The organism is Steroidobacter sp., from assembly GCF_036402275.1.
Lineage (GTDB): Bacteria > Pseudomonadota > Gammaproteobacteria > Steroidobacterales > Steroidobacteraceae > Steroidobacter.
On sequence record NZ_DASWTF010000028.1, the window covers coordinates 26,575 to 51,891 of the forward strand.

23 protein-coding genes are annotated in these 25,317 nt (G+C 63.2%); 13 read left to right on the forward strand and 10 right to left on the reverse strand.

What is annotated here, in order from left to right:
- Nucleotides 1-20 precede the first annotated feature (20 nt).
- Nucleotides 21-770: an AraC family transcriptional regulator gene (locus VGD45_RS12940; protein ID WP_331155727.1), complete on the reverse strand. Its 750-nt coding sequence runs from the start codon at nucleotides 768-770 to the stop codon at nucleotides 21-23.
- A gap of 311 nt (nucleotides 771-1,081) precedes the next feature.
- On the opposite strand from VGD45_RS12940, the gene VGD45_RS12945 reads away from it, so the two are divergent.
- The 7 genes from VGD45_RS12945 to VGD45_RS12975 all read left to right on the forward strand — a co-directional run bounded on the left by VGD45_RS12945 (nucleotide 1,082) and on the right by VGD45_RS12975 (nucleotide 7,849).
- On the forward strand, nucleotides 1,082-1,792 hold the full coding sequence (locus VGD45_RS12945) for a response regulator transcription factor (protein WP_331155728.1): 711 nt from the start codon (nucleotides 1,082-1,084) through the stop codon (nucleotides 1,790-1,792).
- 2 nt (nucleotides 1,793-1,794) lie between these two features.
- Nucleotides 1,795-3,135 carry an ATP-binding protein gene (locus VGD45_RS12950; protein WP_331155729.1) on the forward strand — a complete coding sequence of 447 codons (1,341 nt, stop codon included), beginning with the start codon at nucleotides 1,795-1,797 and terminating at the stop codon, nucleotides 3,133-3,135.
- A gap of 99 nt (nucleotides 3,136-3,234) precedes the next feature.
- Nucleotides 3,235-3,927 (forward strand): carbonic anhydrase, encoded by a 693-nt coding sequence (locus VGD45_RS12955; RefSeq protein WP_331155730.1) that lies wholly within the window; start codon nucleotides 3,235-3,237, stop codon nucleotides 3,925-3,927.
- Between the two features lie 9 nt (nucleotides 3,928-3,936).
- A complete protein-coding gene (locus VGD45_RS12960) occupies nucleotides 3,937-5,487 on the forward strand; it encodes a SulP family inorganic anion transporter (protein ID WP_331155731.1) in 1,551 nt (516 codons plus the stop codon).
- A gap of 23 nt (nucleotides 5,488-5,510) precedes the next feature.
- Complete coding sequence (locus VGD45_RS12965) at nucleotides 5,511-5,804, forward strand: hypothetical protein (protein ID WP_331155732.1); 294 nt, start codon at nucleotides 5,511-5,513, stop codon at nucleotides 5,802-5,804.
- A gap of 25 nt (nucleotides 5,805-5,829) precedes the next feature.
- Nucleotides 5,830-6,354 carry a hypothetical protein gene (locus tag VGD45_RS12970; protein ID WP_331155733.1) on the forward strand — a complete coding sequence of 175 codons (525 nt, stop codon included), beginning with the start codon at nucleotides 5,830-5,832 and terminating at the stop codon, nucleotides 6,352-6,354.
- Nucleotides 6,355-6,460: 106 nt separating this feature from the next.
- Nucleotides 6,461-7,849, forward strand: coding sequence for an alginate export family protein (locus VGD45_RS12975; protein WP_331155734.1), 1,389 nt, complete (start codon nucleotides 6,461-6,463; stop codon nucleotides 7,847-7,849).
- 14 nt (nucleotides 7,850-7,863) lie between these two features.
- Here the strand turns inward: VGD45_RS12975 and VGD45_RS12980 are convergent, their stop codons facing one another.
- The 7 genes from VGD45_RS12980 to VGD45_RS13010 are packed head-to-tail and all read right to left on the reverse strand — an operon-like array spanning nucleotide 7,864 to nucleotide 18,051.
- On the reverse strand, nucleotides 7,864-10,689 hold the full coding sequence (locus VGD45_RS12980; protein WP_331155735.1) for a hypothetical protein: 2,826 nt from the start codon (nucleotides 10,687-10,689) through the stop codon (nucleotides 7,864-7,866).
- Nucleotides 10,690-10,749: 60 nt separating this feature from the next.
- Nucleotides 10,750-11,958, reverse strand: a complete 1,209-nt coding sequence (locus VGD45_RS12985) for a mandelate racemase/muconate lactonizing enzyme family protein (protein WP_331155736.1) — start codon at nucleotides 11,956-11,958, stop codon at nucleotides 10,750-10,752.
- Nucleotides 11,955-12,938: a glycoside hydrolase family 88 protein gene (locus VGD45_RS12990; RefSeq protein WP_331155737.1), complete on the reverse strand. Its 984-nt coding sequence runs from the start codon at nucleotides 12,936-12,938 to the stop codon at nucleotides 11,955-11,957. Before VGD45_RS12990 ends, VGD45_RS12985 begins: the two co-directional genes overlap by 4 nt.
- Nucleotides 12,935-13,762: an SMP-30/gluconolactonase/LRE family protein gene (locus VGD45_RS12995; protein ID WP_331155738.1), complete on the reverse strand. Its 828-nt coding sequence runs from the start codon at nucleotides 13,760-13,762 to the stop codon at nucleotides 12,935-12,937. Before VGD45_RS12995 ends, VGD45_RS12990 begins: the two co-directional genes overlap by 4 nt.
- On the reverse strand, nucleotides 13,755-14,669 hold the full coding sequence (locus tag VGD45_RS13000; RefSeq protein WP_331155739.1) for a 2-dehydro-3-deoxygalactonokinase: 915 nt from the start codon (nucleotides 14,667-14,669) through the stop codon (nucleotides 13,755-13,757). Before VGD45_RS13000 ends, VGD45_RS12995 begins: the two co-directional genes overlap by 8 nt.
- Nucleotides 14,653-15,384: an SDR family oxidoreductase gene (locus VGD45_RS13005; RefSeq protein ID WP_331155740.1), complete on the reverse strand. Its 732-nt coding sequence runs from the start codon at nucleotides 15,382-15,384 to the stop codon at nucleotides 14,653-14,655. The genes VGD45_RS13000 and VGD45_RS13005 overlap by 17 nt, the downstream gene beginning before the upstream one ends.
- Before the next feature lie 12 nt (nucleotides 15,385-15,396).
- Entirely contained in the window at nucleotides 15,397-18,051 is a 2,655-nt protein-coding gene (locus VGD45_RS13010) for a TonB-dependent receptor (RefSeq protein ID WP_331155741.1), read from the reverse strand.
- 267 nt (nucleotides 18,052-18,318) lie between these two features.
- Here VGD45_RS13010 and VGD45_RS13015 point away from each other — a divergent pair, with 267 nt between their 5' ends.
- The 5 genes from VGD45_RS13015 (at nucleotide 18,319) to VGD45_RS13035 (ending at nucleotide 23,038) form a co-directional block, all read left to right on the forward strand.
- Entirely contained in the window at nucleotides 18,319-19,230 is a 912-nt protein-coding gene (locus VGD45_RS13015; protein WP_331155742.1) for a dihydrodipicolinate synthase family protein, read from the forward strand.
- Nucleotides 19,227-20,399, forward strand: coding sequence for a mandelate racemase/muconate lactonizing enzyme family protein (locus tag VGD45_RS13020; protein WP_331155743.1), 1,173 nt, complete (start codon nucleotides 19,227-19,229; stop codon nucleotides 20,397-20,399). Before VGD45_RS13015 ends, VGD45_RS13020 begins: the two co-directional genes overlap by 4 nt.
- A gap of 5 nt (nucleotides 20,400-20,404) precedes the next feature.
- On the forward strand, nucleotides 20,405-21,127 hold the full coding sequence (locus tag VGD45_RS13025) for an IclR family transcriptional regulator (RefSeq protein WP_331155744.1): 723 nt from the start codon (nucleotides 20,405-20,407) through the stop codon (nucleotides 21,125-21,127).
- A 2-nt stretch (nucleotides 21,128-21,129) separates the two neighbouring features.
- Nucleotides 21,130-22,359 (forward strand): MFS transporter, encoded by a 1,230-nt coding sequence (locus VGD45_RS13030; RefSeq protein ID WP_331155745.1) that lies wholly within the window; start codon nucleotides 21,130-21,132, stop codon nucleotides 22,357-22,359.
- Between the two features lie 256 nt (nucleotides 22,360-22,615).
- Nucleotides 22,616-23,038 carry an AraC family transcriptional regulator gene (locus tag VGD45_RS13035; protein ID WP_331155746.1) on the forward strand — a complete coding sequence of 141 codons (423 nt, stop codon included), beginning with the start codon at nucleotides 22,616-22,618 and terminating at the stop codon, nucleotides 23,036-23,038.
- A 14-nt stretch (nucleotides 23,039-23,052) separates the two neighbouring features.
- Here VGD45_RS13035 and VGD45_RS13040 read toward each other — a convergent pair whose 3' ends face one another.
- On the reverse strand, nucleotides 23,053-23,211 hold the full coding sequence (locus tag VGD45_RS13040) for a hypothetical protein (protein WP_331155747.1): 159 nt from the start codon (nucleotides 23,209-23,211) through the stop codon (nucleotides 23,053-23,055).
- Between the two features lie 162 nt (nucleotides 23,212-23,373).
- On the opposite strand from VGD45_RS13040, the gene VGD45_RS13045 reads away from it, so the two are divergent.
- Complete coding sequence (locus VGD45_RS13045; protein WP_331155748.1) at nucleotides 23,374-24,600, forward strand: DUF763 domain-containing protein; 1,227 nt, start codon at nucleotides 23,374-23,376, stop codon at nucleotides 24,598-24,600.
- An 87-nt stretch (nucleotides 24,601-24,687) separates the two neighbouring features.
- On the opposite strand, the gene VGD45_RS13050 is transcribed toward VGD45_RS13045, so the two are convergent.
- Entirely contained in the window at nucleotides 24,688-25,317 is a 630-nt protein-coding gene (locus VGD45_RS13050; RefSeq protein ID WP_331155749.1) for a hypothetical protein, read from the reverse strand.

Consider the following 25,317-nt stretch of genomic DNA (forward strand, 5'->3'; position numbering starts at 1 on the left):
TTCAGGAATCCGGAGAATTGTCAGCTTTCGGGATTTCGAGCGGCACGCAGCGCGCGAGGCGTGAGCCCTCGCACTCGGCGCAGCGTGGCGGTCAAGTGGCTTTGACTGGAATAACCGAGCGAATGGGCGATCGTGCTGATGGGCATATCGGTCTGGCTCAGCAGTTCTGCCGCGCGACGAGTCCGGCATTCGAGCACATACGCGTATGGCGGCAGCCCCGTGGTCGCTTTGAAGCGGCGCGCGAAGGTATCTGCCTTCATGCCGACCAGGTGCGCCAGATGGTTCAAGGAAATTTCTGAAGCGATGTGATGTTCGATGTAATCGCGCACCACCGCGAATGTCTTCACGCCGAGCTTTCCATGCCGGCGAGGCTGCGGCTTGCGACCATCCATCTGGCGGATGCGCATCAATACGAGCGCGGCGAGATGTTCCACGTACACCGCATCTGGCTTGAAACCGCGTGACAACTCAGCGCTGAGCGAGGAGAGCAGAGTGCGGATGACGTTGTCGCTGCGATTGACGAACACGGGCAGCGACCAAGGATCTTCACAGCCCGACAGCTGCAAGTCCGGTGAAATCCAGAGCGCGGAGTAGTTGAGCCGGGCGCGGCGATAGCTGCCGACCCGCTCGACGTTGGCGGGCACGAAGGTCAACGCGCCTGGCTGGTCGCGGCCGTCGTAAACCAGTTCGCCGTCGGCGATGGTTTTGGTGCGCTCCGTCGTGCCGCTCTCCGTGAGTACGATCAGGTGATGCGGCGCTGACCAGCGCATATCGACCGCTTCACACGTCCAGTGGCTGTGATCGAAAACCAGCTGCGAGCTCGACCACTCGCCCCGGAGGAGCGATTCCGCATGATCGTTACGCGAGCGTATCCGGCCGGCGCCTAGGCGGGGATTGAGCGACATTCTGACAGCCGTGTAATCTGGAATTTGCTCAAACTGTTCTAGGACTCCTGGCCCTCTCGCAAGTTCCCGACAGCCATTGGAAAGTCTGATTTGCAGCCGCGCCGGTTGACGAACCGAGGCCGAACCGTGCTAGATGTGCGCGTTTTTTACTGAGCGGATGAACCCGTTAACGTGACATGACTGCCCCAGCTGTCCTCGTGGTCGAGGACGATCCGGGACTCAGAGTATTGATTGCACGCGCCCTCCAGCAGAACGGCTTCGCCGTTTTCCAAGCCTCGACGGGGGCGGAGATGTGGAATTCACTCGAGCAGCGACCGGTCGACCTGATCATTCTCGACGTCATGCTCCCTGGCAAGAATGGAATCGACTTGTGTCGTGAGATTCGCACGCGCAGCGACGTGCCTATCATTTTCGTCAGCGCCAAGGTCGACGAGACGGACCGCGTCATCGGGCTCGAGCTCGGCGCGGACGATTACATTCCCAAGCCTTTCGGCACGCGCGAGTTGATCGCGCGAGTGCGCGCCGTGCTGCGGCGTCGGCCGGTCGAAAGCGGCAGCAACGGTGCGAGCCCTGAAAGAGTGCAGTTCGCGGGCTGGGCCGTCGATATGCGTCGACGCTCTGTTTTCTCGCCCAGCGGCGCCAGCATCGAGCTGACCGGCGCAGAGTTCGATTTGCTCGCAAGCTTCATCGGCAGTCCGCAGCGTGTATTGGGCCGAGAGCGTCTCATCGAGTTGTCACGCGTGCGGCTCGGCGATTCATCCGATCGGAGTATCGACGTGCTTGTCAGTCGCTTGCGACGCAAGCTGTCGAGCGCGGGTCAGTCGGCGCCGATCGTCACCGTGCGCGGTGTCGGATACATGCTGACGGCCGATGTGACTCACGGCTGACCATGCGCGTCAAACTCGTTCCGCCCGGCGCAGTTGGACGCGTGCTCGCGGTTGTTGCGCTCACGGGCGTCATCGGTCTCAGTTTGAACACGCTGGTGTACGAAGGCACCAGTCGCTTCAGCATTCGAGAAGAAGAGGCGCGACGCACTTCCGAGCACATCGTCGTCGTCGCCAGAATGCTGGAGGGTGAAGAACCCGGGCGGCGCGCGAGAATCGTCGAATACGCGTCGACCCAACATTTCAAGCTTGGCTGGTTCCAACAGCCGATCTCGCCGGGCGAACGGTCCGATGCGCTCACGCAAATGCACCGGCAGATGGTCGTGTGGGAGCCGAGCCTTGCTGGCAAGGATCTGCGACTGCATCTCGGCTCTCCAGGGGCTGCGACGGAAGTCAGCGGCTCGCTGCAACTCTCCGACGGCACCTGGCTGCACTTCAGAGCGCAAGACCTGGTCGGCAAGTGGCCGCTGAAGCTGCGCGGAATCCTGATTGCCAGTCTGCCGATGATCGCGCTCGTGATCATCGCGCTGGTGACCTTGCGCGTCATTCTGCGACCGCTGGGCCTGCTGGCCGAAGCCGTCACGCGTGTCGGATATGGCGATTCGACCATCCTGCCCGAGCAGGGTCCTGCGGAATTCCGTCATCTGATCCGCGCGTACAACGACATGCAGAGCCGCATCGTCACCATGATCAAGGACCGCACGGAAGCGCTGGCCGCGGTCGGCCACGATCTCAGAACGCCGCTCGCGCGCCTGCGGCTGAGCGTCGATTGCGTCGATGACGCGGAGATGCGCGACACGCTCACTCACGATGTGAATGAAATGGAGCTGATGCTCGACTCGTTGCTCACTTATTTTCGCGGCGACGATCATCCGGAAAAGCCATCGCTCGTCGATGTCGCCGTCTTGGTCACGACCGTGGTCGACGATCTGCAGGATCGCGGCTTCAACATAACCTACAGCGGTCCGGAGCATTGCGACGCCACGCTGCGTCTGGTCGAGTTCAAACGCGCAGTGAGCAATCTCACCAACAACGCGGTCCAGTACGGCAACCACGCCGCCGTTCGTTTCACGGTGGATGACAGCGTGATCCGTATTTTCGTGGAAGACGACGGCCCCGGCATTCCGGAAGCGGACATGCAACGCGTGCTGATCCCGTTTCAGCGCCTCGATCCGGCGCGCCAACGAAACACGTCCGGCGTCGGTTTGGGCATTCCAATCGCAGTACGTGCGATTGCCGCCGCGGGCGGCAAGCTCATCCTGAGCAACCGGCCTCAGGGCGGCCTGTGCGCCCAGATCGTATTGCCACGCCAGACGTGGCCCGCGCGCCTCGGCAACACTTTGTAACGAACCCGCTGCAGACGGGAAAAAAAACCTCGGCACTCTTCAGTCCGGCCTGATCGGGAGCGCCCCGGCAGGCATGGAGAGTTCCTGTCGAGGTGTTGAATGAACGAAGTCATTGGCCGCGTCTTCAAGTTCGAGAAGCATGTCTTCGCGCGACATGCCGACCTGTACAACCGCCTGGCCACCAACGGCCAGAGTCCCAAGGCTCTGATGATTTCCTGCGCGGACTCGCGCATCGTCCCGGAGCTGATCCTGCAAGCCGAGCCCGGTGACCTGTTTGTCACGCGCAATGCGGGCAACATCGTCCCGCCGTTCGCGCAGATGAACGGTGGCGTGTCATCGGCCGTGGAATACGCCGTGCTCGCGCTGGGTGTGACCGACATCATCGTGTGCGGACACTCCGGCTGTGGCGCGATGGAAGGATTGTTGAAGCCGGGCGCACTGGATGCGATGCCCAACGTCGCCGCCTGGTTGCGTCACTCGCACGCCGCTGAGGGTGTGGTCCGCAGCTGCTATCCAGAGTTGCCGCACAAAGATCGCCTGCGGGTGCTCACGCTCGAGAACATCGTTTGTCAGCTGGCGCATTTGCGCACTCATCCTTCGGTGGCCGCCGGCATCGCGCGGGGCCAGCTGGCTCTGCACGGCTGGTACGTCGACATCCATTCGGGCTCGATTCTCGCGCTCGACGATCAGGACGGGCAGTTCACTCCTGTCAGGGACGACAAGCCGCTGCCGATCGCGCTTCCGCATGCAGCGCGTCTCGCCGCACATCAGACGTTAGATCGCATCGCCTGAGGTAGCCACATGTCCTCCGGCGTGAGCCCGACGGGAGCGATGTCCCGTCAGAACGTTTTCGTGCGCGATCTAACCGCGTCCATCGTCGTGTTTCTGGTGGCGATGCCGTTGTGCATGGGCATCGCGGTCGCTTCGGGCGTGCCGCCCGAGAAAGGCCTGATCACCGGCATCATCGGCGGCATCGTCGTCGGTGCGCTCGCGGGCTCGCCGCTGCAAGTCAGCGGTCCGGCCGCGGGCCTCGCCGTCATCGTGTTCGAGCTCGTGCGTCAGTACGGCGTGGTGGCGCTCGGTCCGATCCTGCTGCTCGCCGGCGCGATTCAATTTTTCGCCGGCGTCGCGCGACTGGGCGGCTGGTTCCGCGCCATTTCGCCCGCGGTCGTGCACGGCATGCTGGCGGGCATCGGCATTCTGATCCTGATCGGCCAGTTCCACGTGCTGTTCGACGATCTGCCGAAGCCGAATGGCGTGGAGAATCTGCTGGCCATTCCGGTCTCGCTGTTCCGACTGTTCACCGAAGCCGAATCCACGGCGAGCGCCTTTACCGCCGGCATCATCACCATCGTGTCGATGCTGGCGTGGGAACGTTTCCGGCCCGCGAATCTGCGCCTGATTCCAGGCGCGCTGGTGGGCGTCGTGCTCGCCACGCTGATTGCGTACGCTCTGCAGCTGAATCTCACCCGCGTCGATGTGCCGGAGTCGATCTTCTCCAGCCTGACATGGCCGACGTGGGCCGGTTTCACTGAGCTGCTGAGTCCGCAATTCATCGCGACCGCGCTCGCGGTTGCCTTCATTGCCAGCGCCGAAACGTTGCTGTCGGCCGCGGCTGTGGATCGCATGCACGACGGCGTGCGCACCGATTACAACAAAGAGCTGCGAGCGCAGGGCGTTGGTAACTTCCTGTGTGGCGCAGTGGGCGCGTTGCCGATGACCGGCGTCATCGTGCGCAGCTCCGCCAACGTTCAAGCGGGCGCTCTCACCCGTGCATCCACCATCATGCACGGCGTGTGGATCCTGGCGTTCGTGCTGGGTCTGCCCTGGTTGCTGCGTGAGATTCCGATGGCCTCGCTCGCTGGCGTGCTGGTCGTGACCGGCTGGCGTCTGGTGAGCCTCGACCACGTGAAGCATCTCTACCAGCACTACGGCGTGATGCCGGCGCTGATCTGGGCCAGCACCCTGTTCATGGTGGTCACGACCGATCTGTTGACGGGCGTGCTCACCGGCCTGGTGTTGTCGCTGATCGAGCTGCTGCCTCACCTGCGCAATTTGAAACTGGACGTGCAGGTCGATCGTCATGACGCGCATGTCGAGCTCCAGCTGCAAGGCCGCGCCACGTTCCTGAGCCTGCCCGGCCTCACCAAGATTCTGGACGACCTGCCGGGCGAGGGCCGCATCCGGCTCAACCTGGCTGGTCTCGCGCAACTCGATCACACCTGCACGGAAGTGCTGGCCGACTGGATTCAGCGGCGGCGCAAAGCAGGCACTCACCTGGAGCTGGCCGGCGTGGATCGCCAGCACGCCAGCAATCTGCATCGTCGTCTCCTCGAAGTCGCGACTGCCTGAGCAAACATTCCTTAGGAGCAAGCATGAAGACACATTCTCGTGGAACTCAACGCCGAGTCCCCGTCCGAACCGCGCTCTCGGCCAGCCTCGCCGTGTTGGGCCTGTTCGGCGGATCGACGGCCGCCGTCGCGCAAGCGAACGACCGCAGCGACGCCTCGTGCCGTCAGGAAACGAAGCGGGTCGCCGTGTGGCCGAAAGGTCCGAAGACTTCGCAGATGGCGCGCTTCGAAGAGCGCGAGGTCACCGTCTGCGACGGCAAGGTGACTTCGAGCCGCGCGCCCGAGGCGGCCCGCGAGTCGAACAGCAGCGGCGACTGATACGAACTCCGATAGGAAACAAACGATGTTGACACGATTCATCGCCAAAGCCGCGCTCGTCGCCCCCGCCTTCGGGCTGCTGGGGTGCGCCAGCTTCCCGAGCAATTACGGACTGGACGATGGCAGCGCCACGATGGTGCGGCAGACATGCCAGGAGATCATGGGCCTCAAGGTGGGGCCCGAATTGGAGGCTTGCGGCGGCAGTCTCGCCGACACCGTCCGCAGTCTGCAGGACGCCCGCATGACCGCGCGGGCGGATCAGTCATGCGAGCAGCAAGGCTTGACGAGAGGCACGGCGGAGCATGCGAAGTGCGTGGTGACTTCTCGGCGGTCGCCTGAGCGCATCGATGCTACGAGCCTGCAACTCGCCGCCGTTCCCCACGCGCAGCCCTGGCAGTCTTACTTCAGCATGAGCCAGGCGCAGCAGGACGAGCGCGCCGAACTTTCGTGCGCTCAGCTGGGACTGCATCCCGCGGTGGGCGGGTTCTGGAGTTGCGTGAGCGACCTGAAGTACTCAATCGCCAACGTACGCTACGAAACCATGCCCTGACCTGAACCGCCGGGGTTGCGGTTCGCACCCCGGATTCCGCACAATGCGCTATGTTGATCCAGACATAGCGCATCCCGTGCGGGAAGGGTAGATGGTCGGCAGCTGCATGATTCGTTTCGGACTCGCATCGATTGCGATAGCGAGTGCATTGCCCGTGGTGGCGAGCGCTGCGGACCAGGCGGCGCCCTGGCGGCTCGAAGAAGCGTTGGCAGCTCCCAATTGGTTCAGCCTCGGCGGGAGCTATCGCGGTCGCTATGAGACGCTGAACCATCCCTATCGCGCCGGCGCCAGCGGCTCCGACGAAATCTTCGTCGGCCTGTTGTTGCTGAATGCGCGGCTCACGCTGAGCTCCTTTTACGCGAATGTCGAGCTCGAGGATTCACGCCAGCGACTTGCCGATGCGCGCACCACGCTGGGTACGGATTCGGTCAACACTCTCGAGCCGCTGCAGGCCCTTGTGGGAATGCGCTTCGACGATGCTTTTTCATCGGGTGGCCGCCTGGACGTGAGCGCCGGACGGATGACCATCGATATCGGCAGTCGCCGGTTCGTTGCACGCAATAATTACCGAAACACCATTAACTCGTACACGGGTGTGAACGCTCTGTGGAAGCGCTCCGATGGAATGGAGGCGCGGGCCTTCTATGTTCGCCCGGTGCAGCGCAGGCCCTCCGATCTGACGTCCCTGCTGGACAACGAGAACGAGCTAGACACGGAAAGCTCGGACGTGTCTCTGTGGGGCGTGTTCGGCGCGGTTCCAAATGTATTTGACGGCGCGACCGGCGAAGCCTTTTTCTATGGACTGCGCTCGCGCGATCACGTCGGCATTCCCGCGGCGGATCGCGACATCTACACGCCGGGCTTTCGTTTCTTTAGAAGACCTGCCGCCGAATCCTGGGATTTCGAGACGGAAGCGGCGTATCAGTTCGGCACGTCACGGTTGAGCACGGCCGCCTCCGATACCAACGATCTCCAGCATCGCGCGGGCTTCTTCCATGGCGAGATCGGCTATATGTGGAAGGGCAGGCTGTCGCCGCGCCTGGAGCTCTCCTACGACTACGCGAGCGGCGACGACGACCCGACGGATAACGAAAACAATCGTTACGACACGCTGTACGGCGCGCGCCGCTTCGACTTCGGACCGACCGGCATCTACGGTGCATTCGCTCGCAGCAATATCAGCTCGCCGGGCTTACGCGTCGAAGCCAAGCCAGTGCGCAAGCTGTCCAGCATGCTCGGCTATCGTGCGGTGTGGCTCGCGAGCGATCGTGACCAGTACACCGCCGCGCGGCTGCAGGATCCGAGCGGCGACTCCGGCAGTTTCGTTGGCCATCAGCTCGAAGCGCAGGTTCAGTACAACGTATGGCCTGGCAACCTGATGCTGGAAGTGGGCGGCGCGCACCTGTTTCACGGCCGCTTCCTGGAAAACGCACCGAATGCGCCCGGTGAGGGCGACACGACGTATATCTACGCGCAGGCCATCACTACGTTCTGACGGGGAGCGCTCGCTCAGCGCGCGAGCGAGCGTCTCCCACCGTCGACCACGCTGCCGTCGTTGCGGACGAACTCCACTTGGTAGTCGAGCGTCGCGGTATCGTTGGCCGGCACGCTGAATTCGAACGGATGCCGTTGATCGACGAGCGTGCGCTCGGTGGAGCCGTGCTTCAAGGTGAGGCGCGCTGACTTCACGTCGCTATCGGACGCGGAAGTCCAGACATAGAAGTCGCGGCGTCCGGCGAACGACAGGAACATCGCTGTGATGTTTCCTGCCGGCGAGGAGTCGGTGCGAAATCCTTTATCGGTGGAGGGCGCCGCGCGCTGCGCATCGAAGTAATCGGTATGCAGGCGCGTGAACACGGGCAGATCATCCACGGCGATTGCCGTCAGTCCTTTCGGTGACAGCGATAGGGTCACCGAGCCGTCGGTCACCGAAGTGGTGCCCGACGGTTTGCCGTCGACCCATACACGAGCTGCATAGTCGCGCCCCTGCGCATAAGGAATTCGCTCGCGATCGAGCGACACAGTAACTTTGCGTGCCTCGGCCGATTCGTTGCTGAGCGCGAGATAAAAACGGCCGTTGCCATAGCCGCTGAGATAGTTGGCTTGCGGATCGTTGCTGGTCACGAGGCGGCGTGGCATCCACAGGCGGACGTTGTCGTCATCCATGAACTTGCCCGGGCGATCGCCGTACACCTTGCTGCGGAGATAAGCGTAACCCTGCGCGTAGCGCGACGGGAACGCGATGGCGCCTTTCGATCGCGTCTCGAAGTCGGACAGCAAAAAGTCGGTCAGCAGTGCGATGTGCGGCCAGACGTGGTTGTAGTAGACCTCGTTGTAGTTGAGCTCCGAGAACGCGCGCTTCAGATAGTCGCTGCGCGCATAGACGTTCGAGAAGGTGACATTGATGTCATAGCCAGGGAACGAGTTGTAACGTCCGACGATCGCCGAGCGGGCGGCGTCATGCAGAAACGAGTCGTTCGTGGCCGCGGCGATGCGCAGCTCGTAGGCGGCGTGGTGTGCAAGGAACGTCGCGGGGTTCAAGTGATAGGTGGTCTGGGCTTCCGGCGTCAAGCCCACTTGCGACACTTGCCACGCGGGCAGCGTGACCTCGGGAGTGCGGATGCCCTTGGCGTCGGGGTTGGCCATGAAGTAGCCGACGGGAGCGACGCCGCCGTGATCCACTGTGATCTCGCCACCGGGGACGCGCGGGAAGTACCAGGCATAACTGGCGTACGCGCGAGCGCCGGCCTGCGCGGCAGCCAGGTAACGCGGCTCTTTGGTTTCCTGCCACAGTTCGAACAGCTCGACGAAGCGGGGCGCGAAGTCGGACCAGAACTGTCCGCCGGTCTCCAGACGGACATCGCTGAAGTCGCGTTGCGGCGTGTCGATCCGCGCTTTGATGTAAGCATCGGCGAGTGAGCGAGCCGCCGTCAGCTGCGCGTTGTCGCCCGTCAGCCGATACAAGGCAAGTTTGTCCCAGAAGGTGGCGCCATCGCTGACCATCAACAGATTGAGCTGACGCGGTTTGCCGGCGAGTTGCAGAGCGTAGTGACGGAATACTGGGCTCTGGCCGCGAGACATTTGATACAGCTCGGACAGCTCCGAGACCTCGGCGGCGGGTCCTTTCATGTCGCGCGCCGCGTTCTGTCCGTGACTGTCGGGCAGCGCGTTATAAAGAAACTTCGTGCGCGACATCAGGAACTCGGTGATCGGCAGCGCACGCAGACGATATACCTCGGGGTCGTCTTGGATCAGCGATGCGGCGAGTGGGTGCAGCGCTGACACGACTTTGACCGTGCCTTTCACATCCGTGTTGTAGTCGAAGCCGCGCAGATCCGCGTCCCAACCCGAGTGCGCATCGTCCATCGCGAACTCGGTCATTGTGTCGATGGTCGCGTTGAGCGATTGCTGGAAGTTCTGACGGTAGTCGTTGAAGCCGAATAAGCCTCGCGCCGCTTCCGTGAAAGCTTGATACCAATCGCCGTTCACGAGCAGCGGTCGCACCGAAAAGCTCGCGCTTTGGCCTGCTTCGAAGCGAGAATCGGTTTGTCCCAGGAGGGGCGCGAAAGCCGCCGGTTGCGCTTCGCCTTTGAGGTTACGCAGCATCACGCCGAACCGTGCATTGGCAATGGTCGGCAAACGATACGGGCTTTCGCTGGGATCGACGCTGAGTCCGCGTGTTACTCCATCGCGCGTGACCAGTGTCAGCGGCAGGCCGCCCATGCTTTCCGCGGTCATCAACGGAGCGCGAGGGAAACGTTTCTCCTGCCAGATCAGCGGCTGCAGGAAGCCGTCGTCGCTGGCGGGATTGCTCGCGGGCGCGCCGGTGTAGCCGACCGTGTACCAACCTGGTGTGCGTGCAGTGAATTTCCAAGAGATGCGTGGTGGTTCGCCAGAGACGGAACGGACTTCAGCTTCAAGAGTGAACTCGGGATTGTCGGCGAAGTTCCAGGCGGCGCCGCCATCGGGGAGTGAACGGCTATTCGTCGCGCGGACTTCAGTGACGGCGCCAGCGTTGTAGATGATGTCAGTGTTCCCGTTACCGTTGGCTGCGCGCCAACGCGGCAGGGGATAGTTCTCGACGTTCACGCCGTTGAGACTTTCGCCGGGTGTCGAGGCAAAGCCCGAGAGACCGAGCTGCGGATCCGTCGTCGCCTTGATGACGGTGAAGACCGGCTGAAACACGGCCTGCTTGCCGCCGCGCTCGACGGTGACGGCGCCGTTGGATGCAGTGCTCAGCTTATACGAAGCCTGCGAAGAGGCCGCCGCCGTGATACTTGCAAGACATGCAGTAAGGAATGCAGCAGAGTGGATTAGAGCGTGAGTGACGTTCATTCCGAATCCTCATCTTTGCCGACCGTTCGCGACAGCCAGGTCGAATCAAACGGGGCCGAGTTATTTCACGGCGTGTCGGAGCAACTGCGCGGCGTCGAGGCCAATACCGAGACCCGCTCCGGTCGGTGCAAACAAATAACCGTTCTTCACTTGCGCCGGCGTGGCGGCGATCGACGCGCCAATCGGGTTCTTGCCGATCCAGTATTCGCACACCAGGCTGTTGGGCATGGCCACGGCCAGATGCGCGCTGGCTGCGACGTGCACGGCCGATCCGATGCTCACGTGCGGCTGGAAGGCGAGGCCGAAGCAATCGGCCAGCTCGGCGATCCGCCGGCACTCTGTAATACCGCCAGCGCGACAAACATCCGGTTGCACGACGTCGATGGCGCGATTGCGGATCAGTTCGACGGTCTCATGGCGGGTCATGATCGAATCAAGCGCGATCGGGATGCTCAGGCGCTGCGCAAGCTCCGCATAGCCTTCGACGTCCTCGGGAGGAATCGGCATCTCGAAGAATCCGACGCCCAGTTCTTCCATCGCTTCGCCCAGGCGCATCGCGTCGGCGCGCGAGTAAACACCGGCGGCGTCGGCGTAGATGGTGAAATCGTCGCCGAGCCCATCGCGGATCGCGCGAATCGCCCGCAAGTCGCCGCGCACGCCGCGGCCGATCGCCATTTTGACGCCGGTGTAACCTGCCGTTCGAAGTGAGCGTGCTTCTTCAACCAGTTCAGAGATCGCTTCATCGGGAGCCTCGATCGGAAGTGACGGAATGCCGGAGGCATAGACGCGCACGCTCTCCCGCATCTTGCCGCCGAGCAAAGTTGAAATCGGCGCGCCGGCAGCCTGGCCGGCCAGATCCCAGAGTGCGATGTCCACGCCCGCGATGGCTTCGATATAGAAGCCAGCGCGATGGCCGCGAACGCGCATGCCTGCGTACATTCGTTCCCATAACACCAGCACGTCGCGCGGATCGGCGCCGATCAGAATGTCAGTCAGCAACAGTTCGATGATCCGGGCCGTGGCTTGCGGAGCGACGGGAGCTTTCGCTTCGCCCCAGCCGACGTGGCCGCTGTCCGTTTCGATGCGGACGATCACAGTATCGATGGTTCGTGAGTAGACGAAGCGGCGTCGCAGTGGGACCGGATATTCCGTCGAAAGCTCCGCTTGTCCTGCCGCGCGCTCCGTGCCCCACGCGCGGCTGCCCCAGTAGCCGCGACTGTCGATAGGTTCCGCCTGAATCGGGAACGCTTCGACTTTGACGATTTTCATTCGACCTCCTGGCACAGCGCGAGCAGCAAGGGACCTTGGCCCCAGGGAAACACGCCGAACGGCCGGCTTGCGTAAACAGCGCGTGCACCGACCGGCGTCGCATCGCTCACCAGTTGCAGCGTGCCTTCCTTCACCTGCGAATGCATGGCGGCGCGAGCTTTGCTCTCCATCTCTTCATAGCGCGATGAATCCAGCACGCCATGCTCGAATGCCTCGCGCAGCGCGTAAGCAGCCATGGTCGCGAGCGTCGATTCGAGATAAGTCTCGCCATCGTTGATGACGGTGTGCCACATCCCGCTCGGATCCTGACGGTGAGCGAGCGCATCGACGAGCGCGACCGTGCGCTGTTGCAGCTCGCTCCATGCCGGATGAGATCGCGGCAGCAGAATCAGTGTGTCCACCAGTCCCATCAGCGCCCAACCATTGCCGCGCGCCCACAGTTCGCCATTTCTTCCGCAGTGACGCTCGAAGCCATGGAAGAGCAGGCCGTTGTCCATTTGCAGCGTGCGCGCGTAGCCGAGCAATTCGCCGACGGCCTGCTCGAAATATGCGTTGTCACCTGTGGCATGCGCCAACGCGGCGAGGAACGGGCCGTCAACGTCCATGCAATCGACCCAGATCTGCCAGCGCCAGCCCGGTGTGTCGCCGCGGTGGTATCGCTCGCCATTCGGACCCGTCGGGAAACTTGCGTTGAGCGCCGCGAGTTTTTTCGCGGCATCGAGAAACTGTACATCGTGCGTTCGCTTGTAAAGCTCGATCAGCTCGCGGCCGGCGCCGACATGATCTTCGTTGCTGCGAGCGACGCCGCGGCCCAACCAGCTGCGCATGATTCCGTGGACAAAGCCGAACGGCGTCAAATCCCCGAGCGCATCGCCTGCTCGCAGCAGCCCGCGCAGAGCGATGGCTTCGCCGAATCCCCATACGCGATAGTTCCAGCGCATGGCGACCGAGGCGGCCGCTCTGAGCTTACCGCTACTCATGAGTGCTCCAGCAGGATCTCGAACAGACCGCCCGAGCCGGGATGCTCGAGCAGCGCTTGCGGGCTCAGGCGCATGCGTGAGCTCGTAACTAACAATCGACTCTGGCCAGCAAAGCAGAGGCTGCTGACGTGCGGCGCGGGGACGTCGATCCGCCGCAGGTAAGCGCCGTCGCGAGCCAGCTGGACGACGCTACTGCCGCCCCACATCGCCACCCAGAACGTACCGTCCGGCCCTAGCGTCATGCCGTCGGGCTTGCCGGGCAATCCCAGAAAGTCACTGACGATGACGGGTTCGCCGAGCGTGCCCCGATCGACAGGGTAGGCGAGCAGCGTGCGTTCGAGCGTGTCGACGACGAACAGCGTTTTGCCATCGGCTGAAACCTTCATTCCATTGGGCACGCCGAGCCCGGCAGCAACGCGCGCCGGTGGTTCGCTCACCGAGCGGGAATAAAAGATCGCGCCGCGCGTCGCCAGGATGCCCCGATGCATCATGCCGACCCAAAGGCCGCCGCTGGCGTCGGTGGTCATGTCGTTGAAGCGACAGCCTGCATCGATGGTCGCTGCGGGGCCGGCGGCTATTTCGCCCGCTTGCGTGAGAGTGCAGAAGCGGTCGTCGAGTGCGCCGGCCAGTGTTCCGTCTGGCAAAGGGGCAAGGGACCAGATCGACGCAGGCGTGGTGACTTCTTCGAAGTTGCCGCTTGAATCGAAACGAAGCAGGTGTCGCGATACTGGATCGGTCCAGCGCACGCTATCGCCGAGCAACGCTGGAGATTCGCCGATCATCGCGCCGGCGTTGCAGAGAATTCGAACGCGACTCTCAGTCATGACGCAACTCGTGCAGCGACCGAAACCCGTGAAGGCACGCGGTCCGCGAGTCAACCAGCTCGCTCGCAACTCCCGCAGCCTGGAGCGCGCTCGCATAGAGAGTGCAGAGCGCACGATTCCCGATCAAAGGAACGAGGGCCTCGCCTGCCGTGGGATAGACCGCCATTGCGTCCGCGATCTCGGACCCGATCAACAAGCCTCGGATGTATGAAGCGGCGTCGGCTTTCGAGAGCGCGCCTCTCACGACTCGAGCTCGCGCGCCGAACAACAATGTTCCCAAGCTCAAGCGCCGCGCGCGTCCGGCAGCGACGCCTTCGAGAAACACCGGTCCGTCATGGGCTTCGCCAGCGACGATGGAAGCGAGCAGGCCCTGGGCGGTCAGCCGGTCGAAGATCTCACCGGACATGCTGGTGAAGAACTCGATCACTCGGCCGCGTTCGAGGCGTGCCCATTTCGTATGCGTGCCGGGCAACGCAATCCATCCGTCGGCCGTGCCGAGCGTGGCGAGCCCCATCATTTCTATTTCTTCACCGCGCATGACGTCGGGCGCGCCGTCGAAGCTGCGCCGGCACGTGATGCCGGGAACGATGTAAACCGGGACGCTGCCGATCTGCGTAGCTAGGGCGGCCGAGGCAAGATCCGCGCAGCCAGCGGGTGCTTCGGCGTAAGGAACTTCTCTCCAGCCGACGTTCGAGCCAATCATGCCGGACGCATATACCGGGCCGCTGTTTGGCCAGCGCGCCGCGAGTGCATCCATCTTTGCAGCCATGCCATCGCGATCCAGGCTCACGACGCCCGCGGGCGCGGAGTATTCGTCGATCGCCGCGCCGTCGGCGCCAATGAGATAGGCGCGAAAGTTCGTGCTGCCCCAGTTGACGCCGACGAATGTTTTATCGTCTCGTGACACCCGCGCCTCCGTCGATGGGATAGATGGACCCGGTGATCCATTGCGCACGATCCGAAACAAGGAACGAAACCAGCTCGGCGACTTCCTCGGCGGTGCCTAGCCTGCCGAGCGGATGTCGCGCGATATTGTTGGTTCGGGCTTGCTCTGGATCGTTGGTGCGAGCGAACGAGTCGCGCAGCAGGGGAGTGTCGATGCTGGCGGGCGCGACCGCGTTGACCCTGATTTTGCTCGGTGCAAGTTCGAGGGCCGCCGTCTTCACCAGGTTATTGAGCGCCGCTTTGGTCGCGGCATACGCAGCGAGGCTCGGCGTGGCGTAGTCGGCGTTGATAGAAGACAACATGACCACCGCGCCACCCCGCGAGCGCATCGCGGGCGTGCAGAGCTGTAGAAGACGAACCGCGCCGACCACGTTGACGTCATACAAGTCCAGAAACGTCTGCGGCGTCGTATCGAAGAGGCCACCCGGAAAGCTGGCAGCCGCGGCGTGAACCAGAATGTCGGGAGCACCGAGCGACCGTTTCATCTCCTCCACCGCAGCTTCGAGCGCCGAAGTGGAACGCATGTCGGCGATGAGGTTGCGATCGCTGTCCGCGCCCGAATTCACATCGAGGCCGGCGACGCGAACGCCGTCGGCCCGCAGCCGTGCGACGATCGCGGCGCCAATCCCGCTGGCGGCGCCGGTCACCAGCGCCACGTGCCCGTTCGAGGTATTCAAGAGCTGCCTCCGTCAGAATTTCAAACTGACGCTGGCCTTGTAGATTCTCCCGAAGAACAGGTTGGTGCGCAGCGCCTCGTCGACGCCATCGTAAGTCCGTTGCTTCTCGTCGAGAAGATTGTTGGCCTCGAAGCCCAGCGAAATGCTGTCGCTCAAGTCATAGCGCAGCGTGGCCGACAGGTCGGTGTACGGGCTGTTGTAAATGCCAGTGGCCGCCGCCGACAGGCCGACCAGATAGTCGTCGCGCCAGTTGTAGGCGAGACGCACGCTCACCGGGCCGCGCTCGTAGTAGCCGACGAAATTCACGTTGTTGGGCGACAGGCCCGGCAACGGCAGGAAGCGCCCGGCCACGTCGCGGATCGGTGTGGTGGAATCTATATATGAGTAGCTGGCGATCACGCCGAAACCGTCGAAGGCTTCGGGCAGGAAGTAGAAGGGCAATTGCACCAGCACTTCGACACCTTCGACTTCCGCGCCTTCGCCGTTGACCTTGCGGTTGACCAGGTAGTTGACGCCGCCGTAAGACTCGGGGCTCTGCTGCTGGACGATGAAGGTCGACACATCTTTATAGAACAGGCCGAGCGACACCAGCGCCTGCTCGCCGAAATAATATTCGGCCGAGAGATCCACCTGATCCGCCTTGAAGGGATCCAGATTGGGTGCGCCGCCCGTGCCCGTGCCGAGCACCGTCTGCACGCCATCCACGAACACCGCGTTGTTCGCCAGAGTGACGCCGCTGTTCAGGTCCGCCGTGTTCGGATACGCGATCACTCGAGCCGCGCCGAGCCGGAAAATCCAGTCCTCGCCGACCGCGAGCTTGGTAACGGCGGAGGGCAGCACGTCGCTGTCGGTACGCTCGAAGGTGCTGGCAGCCGCGCCGCCAGTCGGCGCGATCTGATTGCCGATGGATTCCAGGTCGCGATGCAGATAACGCACGCCGACGTTGCCGCTCAAAGCAGCGGAGCCGATGTCCGTCCCGAAGTCGAACTTGCTGTACGCCGAGGTGAACTTCTCTTTGATCTGGAAGGTGCTCGACAACGCGTTCGTATTGTTCCGGGGATCGAGACACTGCACGTTCTGCGAGATCGCCGCTACATTGGCGAAAGCCGAGCAGCTGTTTACGGATGCGTTGGCGGTCAGGAACGATCGTGGCAAGCCCGCGAATTCGCCGCTCGCAAAGCCGCTGTTGGAATGCAGCGTCAGATACTGAGAAAGAGTCGAGGCCGGGATGCCGCCGGTGGGGCGGATATCGGCGCGCAACGGATTCTGCTCGGAATCGACGTCTTCATAGCGAGCGCCGATGCTCACGGATTTGAGCGGACCCGCGTCCACATCGTAAGTCCAGTCAGTGCGCACCGCCGTGTCTTCGCTGCGGACGTCATAAGTGTTGTCGAACATGATCGTGTATCGGAGCTGCGCGGGATCCGACAGGTCGATGCCGCTGATCCGATAAGAGCCGAGATCGCCGGCGGTGAAGTCGAAATCCACCGTGGGAGTGATGCCGGCGATGGGCTGCATGCGCCAATAAATCTGGTGCGCCGTCGATTCCGATTCGGTGTAGGACACTTCGGCGCTGGCGCGCAGCCGGTCGCTCACATCGAATTTGCCGCGCAGGGCCGAAGACCAGATGCTCGCCTCGGTGTCGAGAAACTCCGTGTTGGTCAGCACCGGTCCCGTGGCCCGGCCGGACAGCAGGATGTTGTTGTCGGAGTAGACCGCGTTGCTGAGGCCGGCGGTCGGGGTGAACGACAGCCACCAGCGGTTCCGGTCGGAATCGAGCTTGGAATAAAACGTATCGGCCGTGAGCTCCACGCCGTCGGCGGGTTGCCACTGAACGACGCCCGACAGGCCGATGTTTTCACGCTCCTCGGCGATTTCTTCGGGACGGGCGTCGGCGTTACCGAAGCGCACTGTGCCCGTGCTGTCTGTAAAGCGCGAGTAGCCCGAGAACGTATCGAGACCTTCCTGCGACAGGTTGCGGCGATTGAACGAAGCGGACACCAGCACGCCGAGCGTATCGCCCGCGAACTTCTGCGACGCCAGCGCGAACGCTTCGTAGCCATCCTCCGAGGCTTGATCGTAATAGGTGCCGCCGACTTTCGCCGCGATCTGGTTCGGACCTTCCAGCGGCATGCGGGTCTGCACGTCGACGATGCCGCCGAGCGCGCCTTCGATCTGATCGGCGCTGGCGAGTTTGGTCAGTTCCAATCGTGAGATCAGCTCGGAGGGCACCAGCGAGAGCAGGCCGTATGTCGAACTGCCCAACGTGTCGAGGCCAGCGCCGCCGCGGCCCGTCGGATCGACGATCTGCCGGCCATTGAACAAGTAAACATTCTGGCGGAGGCCGCGCACCGACACGCTGGTGCCTTCGGCGATGCCGCGATCGACCTGCACGCCCGACACCCGCGCCAGCGACTCGGCGACGTTGCGGTCGGGGAGTTTGCCGATGTCGTCGGCGACGATGGCGTCGACGAACTGAGTGGCCTCGCGCTTGATGTCGCGCGCTTGATTCAAGCTCTCGCGAATGCCGGTCACGACGACTTCTTCGACGGCATTGCCGTCGTCGCCCGCGGGCGCAGTGGATTGTGAGTAAACCGGTACGGCGAGCAGCGTCGCCGGGAGCGCCGCGAGACTGCGAACGAACCGATGCTTCCGGATCTTCGTCATGACCAATTCCCCCTAACCAAGGCGCGCCGCGAGCCCAACGAATCGATGTGCGGCGTCGTTGTGGATGATACTAATATAGCAACACTCTGAACAAATCAAGACTGCCGAAGGAGGCGCGTATTGCCCGGCAGTTGCCGCTCTCTCTAGGGAAATCGCCTGCCGACGTTTCAGGGCGGGGCATTGACAATCGGCCCCCGGGGAGGACACGCTTACACATATAGCAACACTTTGCGCGGCCAGGCGCCGCCAAGCAGGAGACTTCAGGGTATGGCGATCGTGAGCGGCGTCCTGCCGATCCTTCCCACCATCTTCAAGGCATCGGGCGAGATCGACGAGGCGGGGACGCGTCGGGTGGTGGACTACATCGTCGCCTCCGGCGCCAATGGGGTCGTTTTTCCAGGGCTCGCGAGCGAGTACGACACGCTGAGCCGCGACGAGCGCTTGCACATGACGCGCTTGATCGGCGACTGGATCGGCGGACGCGTGCCTTTCATCGTCGGCGCGAGCGCGACGGCCACTGACGATGCGGTCGCATTCGCCGCCGCCGGCGCGAAAGCCGGGGCCGTTGCGTCGATGGTCCTCACGCCGAAAGTGTTCGTCGACGACCCGGCGGGCATGCGGGATTTCTATCGCGATGTTTATTCCGGATCGCGCATCGACATCATGTTGCAGAATGCGCCGGCCCCCATGGGCGTCGGCTTATCGCTCGAGAAAGTGGCGGTGCTGGCGCGCGAGGTGGAAGGCATCCGTTACGTGAAAGAAGAAGCGCCGCCCTCGGGTCAACGCATCACGCGCCTGACCGAGCTCGCTGGCGATTCTCTGCTTGCGGTGTTTGGCGGCGCGGGCGCGCGATATGTCATCGACGAGTTGACGCGCGGTGCTAAAGGCACGATGCCTGCTTGTGAGATCAGCGAGTTGCACGTCGCGATGTTCGATCGCTTTCTGCGAGGTGAGGAAGCCGGCGCGCGCAATCTGTTCGAGCGCACGCTGCCGTTGCTGAACATGCAGGCGATCTTTCGCTGGCGCTTGACCAAAGAAGTGCTCAAGCGTCGCGGCCTGATTGAAAATACCTTCGTGCGTGCGCCCGGACCGGAGCTCGATCGGTTCGATTTTGTAGAGCTGGACGCGTTGCTCGCGCGACTGGCGGATCTGCTCCCGCCCGAGGTGCTGGCAAAGTGAGTCGAGTCGCTTCGGTCGAGACCTTCATCGTCACCATTCCGCGTGATACGCCTTACCTCGGGCCGCTGGGCCCCGGTGAAAAGGTGAACTCACGCGGCTACATCGTGAGACGAGGGAACGGCACGATTTATCCGGTCGTCGATCGTTCCATCGTCGTGCGCGTGACGACCGAAGACGGCGCAATCGGCTGGGGCGAGACCTACGGAATCTGCGCGCCGCGCGCGACCTGCGAAATCATCAATGACCTGCTCGCGCCCGTCGTACTCGGCGCGAATCCGTCCGATGTCGAGCAAGTCTGGGACGAGTTGTATGGCTTGATGCGAGTTCGTGGCTGCAGTGGCGGGTTTCACGTCGATGCGATCGCGGCTATCGACATCGCGCTGTGGGATCTTTACGGCAAGCAGCGCGGTGTTCCGGTACGTGACCTGCTTGGACCGACGGTGAACGCTACTGTGCCTGGCTATCTTTCGGGTCTGCCGGCCGCCACGCTTGATGAACGCGTTGCCCTGGCCGCCGAGAAATATGCCGCAGGACATCGCGCGTTCAAGTTCGCCGCGGTGGTGAGTCATGAAGGAATCGTGGCCGAGATGGCGGCGCTACGCGCAGCGCTGGGGCCCGATGCGCAGATCATGGTCGACCTGCATTGGAAGTTCACCGCTGACGAAGCACTCGAGCTGATTGCGGCGCTCGCGCCCCATCGTCCCTTCTTCGTTGAAGCGCCGGTGAAGCCCGAGGATCAAGCAGGTCTGGCTCGTGTTGCCCGCGAAAGCCGCATCCCCGTCGCCGCCGGGGAGGAGTGGTACACGTCATACGAGGCGACCAACCGACTCGACGCCGGGCCGCTCGCTATCCTGCAGCCGGAAATGGGGCACACGGGTATCACGCAATTTCGTCGTATCAGCGCATTGGCGGCGGAGCGGGGCGCCACCATCGCCCCGCACGCGACCATCGGGACGGGTTTGTTTCTTGCGGCCAGCCTGCAGGTGTCGGCAACATTGCCGCATCTGTGGAAACATGAATGGCAGCACTCGGTGTTCGAACGAAATCTGCAGCTTCTGGATAGCGACATGGGATATGCCGACGGCGCGTATCGGTTGCCCGCCGCGCCCGGCTTGGGCGCCGCGCCCAAGGCCCGGTTGTGGGACTTCGCGGAACGGATCTCCGGTTGACGGCCATGCGACCCAAACTCAACGCGCAACCCAACAAAAGCCTGATCGACGGCATCGCCACCTTACAGGCGCTGGCCACCTCGCCCGACCCGGTCGGCTCCCGCGAGCTGGCGCGGCGACTGGACATCGACGCGGTGAAGGTGAACCGGTTGCTCAAGACGCTCGCTTATCTCGGCATCGCGCGCCAGACCGCCGATCGCAAGTACACCGCCGGGCCGGGCATGCACGTGCTGGCGGCGCAGAGTCTGTTCGCGTCCGGCCTCATCCGTAATGCCTTGCCGGTGCTAGAAGGCTTGCGGCGTTTCGGTCACACGGTCGCGCTCGGCGTGCTGTGGCAGGACAACGTGAGTTACTTGTTCCATGCGCCGCCGGGCATCGAGGCGTCGCGCGGTCTGGGCCGTATCGGCCTGTTGCCGGCGACTACGAGCGGCATCGGTATCGTGTTGCTCTCCGAGCATGAAGACGAGGATGTGCGCGAGCTCTACAAAGACCGCGACATTCCGATGTTCCCCGAAGGCATCGAGCAACTGCTGGCCAAATTAGCCGAGGTGCGAAGACTGGGTTACGCACGCGTGCACGTCGCCGACGCTCGCGATCATCACATCGTCGCGGTGTCCACGGGCGATCCGGCTCATGCGGGCGTGGCCATGTCGGGCTGGATTCCTGAAGCTGCGACCGCGCCGCTCGTCGAAGCATTGCGCGCGGCGGCCACCGAGATTGGCGGATAAAGATGCAAGCACCCGCAGTGACGACCGAAACGGAAGCGGGTGTACGTGTCAGCAGGATCCGTTGGGCCATTCTGGCGCTGCTGTTCGCGGCGACGGTGCTCAACTACATCGATCGCCAGACGCTGTCGATACTCGCATCGAGCGTACAGAAGGACCTTGGCATCGATGACGTGGGCTATGCGCGCATCGTTCAATATTTTCTGATTGCTTACGCGGTCTCCTATCTCGCCGCTGGCTGGATCACCGACAAACTGGGCGCGAAAGTTTCTTTGGCTTTGTTCCTCGGCTGGTGGTCGCTCGCCAACATGGCGACCGGCTGGGTGCGCAATGCGAGCCAACTCGGTTTCGCGCGGATGATGTTGGGACTCGGCGAGCCTGGCGTTTACACCGCAGGGCCCAAGGCAGTGGCGGAGCACTTTCCGCCGACCGAGCGGGGTTTCGCCATCGGCGTGTACACCGCCGGCGCGATGGTTGGCGCGACGTTAGCGCCACCTTTGATTGCGTGGCTGGCTCTGCAATACGGCTGGCGTGCTGCATTCGTCATTACCGGTGCGGCGGGTTTCATCTGGCTGGCGGTCTGGTTGCTCGTCTATCGCAGTCCTGAAGGAGCCCAGCCGGCGCGCAGCGCCGAGCCCATCGAATGGGGACCGATCCTGCGCGATCGCAGTGTCTGGGGCCTGGCGCTGGCGCGCCTTATCGCCGATCCCGTCTGGTATTTCTATTTGTTCTGGTTCCCGAAATATTTGACCGACCAGCGCGGCATGACGCTGATCCAGGTCGCGAGTCTGGCTTGGCTCGTGTATCTCGCGGCGGACCTCGGCAGCATCGGCGGCGGTTTGTTTTCCGGACGACTGATCCGTTCCGGCGTCGCTCCGGCGCGCAGTCGTCTCGTCGCGATGGCCTGCGCGGCGGCGTTAGCGCCGCTCGGTATGTTGATCGCCTTCCAGCCTGGCATCGGGCCGACACTCGCGCTGGGCTCGCTAGTCGCGTTCGCGCACCTCGTTTTTCAAGTAAACATCGGCGCGCTCGTGGTCGATCGCTACCCGATGCGCAGCGTGGCCACGGTGTTTGGCTTGATCGCCGCAGGCAGCGCGTTCGGCGGCTTCGCGTCTACTTACGTGGTCGGTCAGCTCGCCAGTACTGGCGCCTACGACGGAATCTTCCTGTTGATGGGCCTCTTGCATCCGACGGCGTGGTTGATCGCGTGGCTGTCGGTCAGACGCAAGCAATAAGACCTCCAGCTCCCTGCCTCGCCACGGAAGGCGGTCTCCCGAAGGCACGATCATCCAAGCGGCGCACGACATGGCCGAGACACTCTCGCGGCACATGCGGACCATAGCGACCATGGACAGCGTCGATAACAGCTTTCTGCTACCTCGAAAGAGTGAGGGCGAACCCGCTCTCATGTGGGTTTCTTCGCGGCCCCCGGCTGTTCAACATGATCCGCCACCCCATCTTCGACATGCAGCTCAGCAGCGGGAGCCTTCAATGAACATTCAAGGTGTGTTGACGAATCCAGGACCGGGCCGGTCGCGATGGGTTGCAACCGAAAACGAGACTCCACGCGTGCATGGCTTGAGTCCGCGAGCGTTGCAGCGGGCGCTGGCTTTCATGGAGGCCAACATCGGCAAGCGATTGACCCTGGCCGAGATCGCGGCCAGCGCGGCGGTGAGCCGCTTTCATTTCGCTCGCTTGTTTCGGGTGACCACCGGCCACAGTCCGATGGAGTTTCTGATGAGGGCGCGGATCGCGCGGAGTCAGTTCTTATTGGAGGGTGGGAACACTTCGATCTGTGCGGTGGCGGCGGCGCTTGGCTTCTGCGATCAGAGCCACTTCACTCGCACGTTCCGTCGGCTGATTGGCATGGCGCCCCGCGAGTATCTGCGTCGGGCGCAGAGCGCTTTGAATTGACGGTCGGCCGATGTTTACAGCGTGTCGAAACCGCGCAGCGCGAGCCACATCATGGCCACCCAGCTCGCGCCGGTAAGGAACAGAAAGAGGAAGGCTGCTCTCGCGGCATTCTTCAACCACGCGGGATAACCGTGGGCGGTGGCGGCGACGGTGGCGGTAATGAAGGCTTGCATTCCAGGGTTCCTCAGCAGGTCGCGATGCTTACAGAAGTTGCATCGAGGATATGACCGCCGTCCGTGCAGCAAATATCGGGCTACCGACCGATCACCCCTACGGCCGCGCCTTAGCTGAATCGACTACACGGCGCAGGTCACCGGCCGCGGTAAACTGCTGCGATGGCCAAACGCACTGGCAGCGCAGACCTTCCCCTACACGGCGGACGTGTTCCGCCCTGGCTTTCCGCACGCATGGCGAAGCTCGGGCGCGTCATCGTGGAAGCTGTCGTACTCGAATATGGCCGTGACGAGCTGCTGCGCAGGCTGGCACACCCGTTCTGGTTTCAGTCCTTCGGCGCCGTGATGGGGATGGATTGGCACTCGTCCGGGATCACCACCAGCGTCATCGGAGCCCTGAAGCGCGGACTCGCGCCGTTGGAGCAGGAACTCGGGCTCTATGTCTGCGGCGGCAAAGGCGCGCAGTCGCGACAAACGCCAGCGGAATTGACGGCCTTCGGTGAGCGCACCGGCCTCGACGCGTCGCCGCTCACGCATGCGAGTCGTCTGGTGGCGAAGGTGGACAGCGCGGCCGTCCAGGATGGTTTCGATCTCTACCTGCACGCCTTCATCGTCAGCGTCGACGGACGCTGGTGCGTCGTGCAGCAGGGCATGAACGAACAGCGGCGGGAAGCGCGCCGCTATCACTGGCTGTCGGAGAATCTGCAGAGCTTTCTGGACTCGCCGCATGCGGCGATCGAAGGGCGCAATCAGGGATCGATCGTCAACCTTGCCGATGTCCGCGCCGAGCGAAACAGGCGAGCGGGGCTCGAACTGGTGCATGCGGGGCCGGATCGCCCCGTCGCTCTGTTGAAGCGATGGCGCGATTCGGGGAGCGCGGCGCTCGACCTCTTTGACGCTCCTGAACCCGAGACGCCGCATCTGAAGTTGCCCGCTCATCATGAAGTGCATGCATCGGACGTCGTGCTTCGACGGCTGCACGCCACGCTCGCCGCGGCCGCCGATCGAGGCCCGAAAGATTTCGCGGACCTGCTCCTCACCCCTGGCGTCGGGGCTCGCACCGTCGCGGCGCTCGCGATGGTCGCCGAAGTCCTGCATGGGGCGCCGGCACGATTCAGCGATCCAGCGCGCTTGTCGCTCGCTCATGGCGGGAAGGACGGTCATCCGTTTCCGGTGCCGCTGAAGGTCTACGATCAAACCATCCGCGTCCTCAAAGACGCAGTCTCCCGCGCGAAGCTCGGCAACGACGAGCGCCTCGCCGCCATTCGCCAACTCGACGCGCAGGCCCGCGCGCTCGAAGGCCACGTCGCCGGGCCGAGCTTCGAGGCATTCGTTGCCGACGAGAGGGCCCGGAGCGATGTATACGGCGGCCGAACGGTGTTCGATTAGATCAGATCTCGTGGCGCGGGGAGCTTGCCGACCAGAGACTGCAATGTTTCGAGGTCGGTCACGAGATCGCTCACTGAACGTGCTCCATCAATCCTTGCCTGACTTGACTGCTGGCTGGGCTGGCGCGCTGGCAGGCTCGCTGGCTGAGCATTTCGGCGGCGTATAGGTCTCGCCGCGATCGAGCGACTTTATTACTTTTTCAATCCGTTGCACGTTGCCGAAGGTGTCGACCATGATCAGACGGTTGATGCACGGGATGGCGACCAGATGGGCCTGCTGCGGGAGCAGCGGTCGCAGCGTCGGCACCAGCATGGCCACCGGCATGTGCTTTACGTCGATGATCCTGGTGACGTACTCCGCTTGCCGGAAGTTATCGCCATCGGCGACTGGCAGCGCGAACTGACGAGCGCTTGCGTCCGGAACCACGCGCACGTAGTCGCCACTGTCGACCGCGGCGAAGCCGTGGACCTGCAGCAGCCATAGAAAGCCGTCGTACGTCAACGTCGCTGGATTTTCCTGCAACAGCAGAACATCCCCTCTCACTCTGGGATCGACGATGAATTTCTTGCCGCTGCTCTTGGCGACGGCCGCCAGCACGGTCTCGATCGACACGGTGTTCGATCCTGCCGCGTCCGACTGCGCGGCGCTCACAAGCGGCGCGACAGCGAGGGCGAGTACACCGACAATGGCGAGTGATCCACGAAACAGGTTGGTCAT

Coding starts and splice junctions, on each gene's coding strand:
- VGD45_RS12940 (WP_331155727.1), bottom strand. CDS start 770: ATGCGCTGGTCAGCGCCGCATCACCTGATCGTACTCACGGAGAGCGGC.
- VGD45_RS12945 (WP_331155728.1), top strand. CDS start 1,082: ATGACTGCCCCAGCTGTCCTCGTGGTCGAGGACGATCCGGGACTCAGA.
- VGD45_RS12950 (WP_331155729.1), top strand. CDS start 1,795: ATGCGCGTCAAACTCGTTCCGCCCGGCGCAGTTGGACGCGTGCTCGCG.
- VGD45_RS12955 (WP_331155730.1), top strand. CDS start 3,235: ATGAACGAAGTCATTGGCCGCGTCTTCAAGTTCGAGAAGCATGTCTTC.
- VGD45_RS12960 (WP_331155731.1), top strand. CDS start 3,937: ATGTCCTCCGGCGTGAGCCCGACGGGAGCGATGTCCCGTCAGAACGTT.
- VGD45_RS12965 (WP_331155732.1), top strand. CDS start 5,511: ATGAAGACACATTCTCGTGGAACTCAACGCCGAGTCCCCGTCCGAACC.
- VGD45_RS12970 (WP_331155733.1), top strand. CDS start 5,830: ATGTTGACACGATTCATCGCCAAAGCCGCGCTCGTCGCCCCCGCCTTC.
- VGD45_RS12975 (WP_331155734.1), top strand. CDS start 6,461: ATGATTCGTTTCGGACTCGCATCGATTGCGATAGCGAGTGCATTGCCC.
- VGD45_RS12980 (WP_331155735.1), bottom strand. CDS start 10,689: ATGAACGTCACTCACGCTCTAATCCACTCTGCTGCATTCCTTACTGCA.
- VGD45_RS12985 (WP_331155736.1), bottom strand. CDS start 11,958: ATGAAAATCGTCAAAGTCGAAGCGTTCCCGATTCAGGCGGAACCTATC.
- VGD45_RS12990 (WP_331155737.1), bottom strand. CDS start 12,938: ATGAGTAGCGGTAAGCTCAGAGCGGCCGCCTCGGTCGCCATGCGCTGG.
- VGD45_RS12995 (WP_331155738.1), bottom strand. CDS start 13,762: ATGACTGAGAGTCGCGTTCGAATTCTCTGCAACGCCGGCGCGATGATC.
- VGD45_RS13010 (WP_331155741.1), bottom strand. CDS start 18,051: ATGACGAAGATCCGGAAGCATCGGTTCGTTCGCAGTCTCGCGGCGCTC.
- VGD45_RS13015 (WP_331155742.1), top strand. CDS start 18,319: ATGGCGATCGTGAGCGGCGTCCTGCCGATCCTTCCCACCATCTTCAAG.
- VGD45_RS13025 (WP_331155744.1), top strand. CDS start 20,405: ATGCGACCCAAACTCAACGCGCAACCCAACAAAAGCCTGATCGACGGC.
- VGD45_RS13030 (WP_331155745.1), top strand. CDS start 21,130: ATGCAAGCACCCGCAGTGACGACCGAAACGGAAGCGGGTGTACGTGTC.
- VGD45_RS13035 (WP_331155746.1), top strand. CDS start 22,616: ATGAACATTCAAGGTGTGTTGACGAATCCAGGACCGGGCCGGTCGCGA.
- VGD45_RS13040 (WP_331155747.1), bottom strand. CDS start 23,211: ATGCAAGCCTTCATTACCGCCACCGTCGCCGCCACCGCCCACGGTTAT.
- VGD45_RS13045 (WP_331155748.1), top strand. CDS start 23,374: ATGGCCAAACGCACTGGCAGCGCAGACCTTCCCCTACACGGCGGACGT.
- VGD45_RS13050 (WP_331155749.1), bottom strand. CDS start 25,317: ATGACCAACCTGTTTCGTGGATCACTCGCCATTGTCGGTGTACTCGCC.